This is a genomic window from Pseudoflavonifractor phocaeensis (genome assembly GCF_016901735.1).
Classification (GTDB): domain Bacteria; phylum Bacillota; class Clostridia; order Oscillospirales; family Oscillospiraceae; genus Pseudoflavonifractor_A.
On record NZ_JACLZC010000107.1, the window covers coordinates 1 to 5,226 of the forward strand.

4 protein-coding genes and 2 pseudogenes are annotated in these 5,226 nt (G+C 48.6%); all 6 read right to left on the reverse strand.

Annotated features, from left to right (window positions below; translation table 11 throughout):
* Positions 1-7 precede the first annotated feature (7 nt).
* The 6 genes and pseudogenes from H7U37_RS14295 to H7U37_RS14320 all read right to left on the reverse strand — a co-directional run bounded on the left by H7U37_RS14295 (position 8) and on the right by H7U37_RS14320 (position 4,982).
* A pseudogene (locus tag H7U37_RS14295) lies at positions 8-1,197 on the reverse strand (IS256 family transposase).
* Positions 1,198-1,447: 250 nt separating this feature from the next.
* On the reverse strand, positions 1,448-2,155 hold the full coding sequence (locus tag H7U37_RS14300; RefSeq protein ID WP_204876758.1) for a hypothetical protein: 708 nt from the start codon (positions 2,153-2,155) through the stop codon (positions 1,448-1,450).
* 7 nt (positions 2,156-2,162) lie between these two features.
* Positions 2,163-2,477: a hypothetical protein gene (locus tag H7U37_RS14305; protein WP_204876759.1), complete on the reverse strand. Its 315-nt coding sequence runs from the start codon at positions 2,475-2,477 to the stop codon at positions 2,163-2,165.
* A gap of 246 nt (positions 2,478-2,723) precedes the next feature.
* A pseudogene (locus H7U37_RS14310) lies at positions 2,724-4,073 on the reverse strand (relaxase/mobilization nuclease domain-containing protein).
* Positions 4,034-4,363 (reverse strand): plasmid mobilization protein, encoded by a 330-nt coding sequence (locus H7U37_RS14315; RefSeq protein WP_204876762.1) that lies wholly within the window; start codon positions 4,361-4,363, stop codon positions 4,034-4,036. Before H7U37_RS14315 ends, H7U37_RS14310 begins: the two are co-directional and overlap by 40 nt.
* 262 nt (positions 4,364-4,625) lie before the next feature.
* A complete protein-coding gene (locus H7U37_RS14320) occupies positions 4,626-4,982 on the reverse strand; it encodes a helix-turn-helix transcriptional regulator (protein ID WP_204876763.1) in 357 nt (118 codons plus the stop codon).
* Positions 4,983-5,226 lie beyond the last annotated feature (244 nt).

Here is a 5,226-nt window from a genome sequence, read left to right on the forward strand (position 1 = left end):
AATGAAGTCAGCCAGCAACAGAGGCGTCCTCAAGGGCTGCCTCCAGGTGCTTCATGTTCATGTACTTCTTGTTGCCCCACTGGGTGCCGGCCACATGTCGCAGCCGGGCGCAGACAAGCATGAGGGCAGAGTTGCCGTCCGGGAAGCTGCCTACCACACGAGTGCGGCGGCGGATCTCCCGGTTCAGCCGCTCAATTACATTGTTGGTGCGAACATGGGTCCAGTGCTCACTGGGAAAATCGCAGTAGGTCAAAGTCTCATCAATGCTGTCCTCCACCTTCTTAGCGGCCTCTTTCAGCTTCATGGAACGCAGCTCCTCCATCACCGCCTTAGCCTGTTCTCGGGCGGCTTTCTTACTCTCCTGAGCGTGGATCGCCTTGAGCATCTTAGCTACCAGCTTCACCTTGGAGCGAGGCGTAGCGGAGAACACATTGCGGTAGAAGTGGATGGTACACCGCTGGTATTTGGCCTCGGGAAACACTTCGCCCACGGCCTCCAGCATACCAAGACACTTGTCTCCAACAATAAGTTTCACGCCATCCAGACCACGGCCACGTAGCCATTGAAAGAAGCTGACCCAGCTGGCCTTGTCCTCTTTCATGCCCTCGGCGGCGCCCAGAATCTCACGGTATCCGTCCTCATTGACTGCAATCGCTACCAGAATGGCTACATTTTCGAACTCTCCGCCCCAGTTGCAGCGCAGGTAGATCCCATCCACATAGACATACGGATAACGCCCACCTTGCAGAGGGCGGTTCCACCAATCTTCAATGTGGACATACGCTTTCTTGTTCAGCTCACTGATGGTGGAGGGAGAGACCTTGCTGCCCCACAGAGCCTCGGTGATGTCCTCCACACGCCGGACGGATACACCGGCCAGGTACATCTCAATAAGAGCTTCTTCCACACTGCTCTCCCGGTGGCGATACCGCTCAATAATGGCAGTCTCAAAGGAGATTCCCTTGAGCTTGGGCACCTTGAGGGTGACATCTCCAGAGGTGGTTGTGAGGTTGCGGTTGTAGTGACCGCTGCGATAGCCCTGGCGCTGCTCGTTGCGCTCGTACCGGGCCGCCTGGGTCAGTTTTTGAGCCTCGGCCTCCAGCAGCTCGTTCAGTGTTTCCTCTACGCTTCCGCGTACAAGTTCCTTGAGCTGCCCCTGATAACTTCCTCGTTTAGCTGTACAATCTTCTCGGACATGGTTTGCTGTCTCCTTTCAGAATGGTGTGTCGCGATTTCATTCTACCAGAGTTCTGCAAACCATGTCTCTCTTTATCTGCTTTTCAATTTGCCAAACTTATTGTACCTTATCTACCTTATCGGGGTGGCAGGGCGTTTCCGCATAGGAAAATGCCAGATTTTCACCTTTAGACAAGATGAGAGTACCGCCATCGGATTAATGTTGTCCGATGGTGGCGCTCTCATTGATAATTTCCTCATGTGCTTTAAACTATTTGTCCTTTTTCTTTCCCTTAAAGTTCTTTTTGAACTCTTGAAAACCACTGGCATCTTGTTGATACTTTGAACTATGGAACTCGCTATGCTCATCATGCGTTAAAACTACTAGATTTTCAGAATTCAAAGCTTTCTCAGGACAATCAGCAACTCTGGTTATATGATGCACTTCACCTTTGCCGTTTAAGGGTTCTCCCGATAATTCACCAGCTGTCGCTTTCCTTTTGCCTATTGTTTTGGCTCCCAACCTAGGTCGTTCTTTTCGAATTTTGTCAGATTGCAAAGTACGCTCTTTGCATAATTGTGAATTATTTGAGAAAGCTTCAACACAATCACTTGCATATTTTAAATGTTCTCTTTCCAATAAAGATCTTGGTTGCTCTCTGCGTTTGGAAAATTCCTTTTGAAGGTGAGGGGTTGATAAATAGTCATCTGCCCCATTTTGATAAACATCATCATTTGGCGCATCATTTAATACTATTTGAGCACCTTTTTTGTCGGTGTTAAGTAAAATTGGTAGCTTTTTCCCATTTATGTAAGTTTTGTTGCCTACAGCGATACCACCATCTATAACTGCATCTTGAATTTGTTTTTGCACTTTTTCTTCAATCGCATCAGTTTGGGGAAACTCTATCTTAAATTCATCCGCTTTACGGGGGACTAATTCTTTACTTTTCCTGACTTCGGTTGAGCCATTATTCATCCCCCTCTTAAAAGCACTTCAATACTCTACCATATAGTATTTCGAGGTTTTGCATGGCCTCTTTAGCTGCCTGAGAGTTTTCAGGATTAAGATCAGGATGTATTTTTTTCATGATATTTCGATGCCAGATTTTTGCTCTTTGTTCATCATCATAAAGGTCACTGGTTAATCCGATAATTTGATTCCGTTTTTCTCCATCCATATGTGTAAGGGCAAATATATATCTTGCGCTTTCGCTACGAAAATAGATATCATTCTGAAATGTGTCCCAATGATTTTTTAACACAACGATGGCTTTGTATAAATCATCTACACTGGACATTTTTATTTCGAGAGGCTTGATTTCATTTCTTACTAAATCAACAATTTCTTAGAAAAAACATTCATCCGATACTAACGCTTCAAATTCTTTTTTGCATGATATCTCCTTAAGTTTTTCGATGGTAACTTTCATACTTCTGTCCTTTCTTTATTAAATAAGGGCTATGCATAAGCCTGGTTAATTTAAAATTTCTAAAATTGTTTAAATTATTATATCATACCCTCTCCCAAAAACAAACATTTCCATTTACAATTCATGCATCTCTTGCCCGAGTGATCTAGATATTTCCACTTTTTTAATCAGGCTCTCCACATTTCTCCATAAAATGTCATACTCCTGTTCCTCCCGCTGAGCTTTTCGATATTCCGATTGCAGGGCGGTCCGCCTGGCGGTGAGTTCATCCATTTCGGCCCGGAGCCGCTGGGCGGCGGGCAGGGGTACGGCGTTCAACCGTTTCAGCTCCCTTGCCGCCGCCTCAAACAGGATGATCTCACTCTCATGCCCCCGGAGGAATTTCTCCTTGTCCTTGGACTGACGGTATTGGTCATACAGGGGGCGGAGCTGGCGATAGGTGGCAGCGTGCTTCATAGTGAGGGTCAGCCGCTCCATTTCCTTTTCGGCGGTTCGGAGATCCGCCTTTACCCTGGCGGTGGCGGCTGCCGCCCCATCGCACCGCTCGGACAATTCCTCCAAACTTCCAATGCCATGCTCCGTCAGGAAGTTCAGCGTTTCCGCTGCCCGTTTTAGGTTCTCAATAGTTGCCCAATGTTTGTAGCCGGCACTCTGCTGAGCTTTGATATTGTTCTGGATGTCGATGAACAGGCTGGGCCTCCCGGTGCGCTGTTTCGGCTGGCGGGAAGGTTCGGGCCTGCCGGCGATCCGGGCGGTCAGAGCTTTCTCCGCATAGTCCGCACCCAGAGTTTTCAACCGGGTAAACCGCTCCTGGCCCGGAGCCCTGGCGGATATGTACTTGCCCCGTTTCAGTTCGTACCCTTCTCGCTGGAGGCGGCGGAGCAGGTCCTCCAAATCGGTGCAGCCGGGCAGGAGCCGGTCGATGGTAGAGCGCAGCTTTGCCTTGTAGCTGGTGCCGTTCTGTTCCGCCTGATGCTCAATATAGCTCTTGCCCTTGTCTTGACCGGGGACGATGACGGACAGGCCATGCTCTTTGCAGATACGGTCGCTGGTGCGGCGGATCTCATGGTAACTCCTTTTTTGTTGGAGTGGTAGTGCCGGTGGTCCTGAAAACTGACCGCATTGAAGATCAGGTGATTATGAACATGATCCTTGTCAATGTGAGTGGTGAGGACAAATTCATATTTGCCGCCCAGGACCTCCCGCGCCAATTCCATGCCGATCCGGTGGGCTTCCTCCGGTGTGACCTCCCCAGGCTCAAAGGTCTGGATGAGGTGCCGGCCCAGGTTCGTTCCCTTGTCGATGGAATGGCGGCGCGTCCATTCAAATTCAATGTCGGCGGTCTCGGCGGCGCAGCCAAAGGAGGGACACCAGCAGCTTTCCGTCCGTCTTGTCAGGGTTGCAGATATAGTCAATGGCCGCTTTCAGCGTTGACTTAATAGGATGCGTCTTTGTAACTGCCATATCTGATCCAGCCTTTCCCGGATTTCCTCCATGTCGGCCTGATAGGTGGGGCCACCGGCGTTGACCCGCTTGGCGATCTGATTGATGTTCCGGCCAATGGCGGACAGGAGCTGGTTCATCTCCTTGATGTCCCTAGTGTCCACATAGATGATATATCCGTCAATCGCCATCTTCCGCAGGTAGGCGCTGATCCGCTTTGTCTGGAGCTGGGCCATCTTCTGTTCCATCAGTTCCTTTTCCCCGGCGGTCACATAGAACTTCACCTGGATATTCCGTTTCCTGTTTGCCATCGTGGTATCTCGCCTCTTTTCGCATCAGGGTTTGGGATGTTCCCAACAAGCATTTTTCGGGTTTAGGGGGAGGGTTCCCTAAAGCCCAAAATCGCAAGTGGGTACTCACTTGCTATGCTTGCTATCGTTTCTCTCTACCCGTTTTTCCCTCTACTAATACTACAATTCACAACACCCAAAACGGCAATCTACAAGGGGAAAATTTGAAAAGAAAAACGCCACAACCATCATAGGTTACGGCGTTCAAATATTCATCAGAAAATCAATCTTTTTCACTTTCAACTTCCACCACTTCTTTTGCGGTAGCTGCCACGATCCGGAGCCCGGCATCACTCATATTGTCCAAAAGCGTGTCAAGCTGGCGGCGCTGTGTGGATTTTCCGGCCTCATTGTCCGGGAAGAAAAACTGATCCACCGAAATGTTGTAACGGGCAACAAGCTCATAGAAGATTTGGAGGCTTGGATGCTGCCCTTTATTCTCGATATTGGCAAGATAGCGGGGAGAGATATACATCTCGTCACTTACTTTCTTGCGGCTTTCTTTTCGCCCTTTCCGGGCCTCTTTGATTGCTGCCCCAAACGCCTTGAAGTCGTATTTTGGTACAGGTCTTTTTGCCATATAAATTCACCTAATTACATTCTACGATTCACCTTTCTTTTTGGATATGTCTATATAGTTCCCATAGTTAGCCTAAATAATTCTTATTATAGATGAGGCTACTTGAAAAGCATATGAAAAGCGCCGGACGCAGCGGTGAAGTGACCCCCAAAAGTTAGACAATATTTGAAAGTAAAAATTGTTTAAGCAGCCGAAAGGGCTTGTTGTCTGTGAATTGCAGGCGGCAAGCCCTTCAGCTTTGCCT

What these genes read in the sequence shown, in the direction of transcription:
- H7U37_RS14300 (WP_204876758.1), bottom strand. Translation starts at nt 2,155, where the DNA reads ATGAATAATGGCTCAACCGAAGTCAGGAAAAGTAAAGAATTAGTCCCC.
- H7U37_RS14305 (WP_204876759.1), bottom strand. Translation starts at nt 2,477, where the DNA reads ATGTCCAGTGTAGATGATTTATACAAAGCCATCGTTGTGTTAAAAAAT.
- H7U37_RS14315 (WP_204876762.1), bottom strand. Translation starts at nt 4,363, where the DNA reads ATGGCAAACAGGAAACGGAATATCCAGGTGAAGTTCTATGTGACCGCC.
- H7U37_RS14320 (WP_204876763.1), bottom strand. Translation starts at nt 4,982, where the DNA reads ATGGCAAAAAGACCTGTACCAAAATACGACTTCAAGGCGTTTGGGGCA.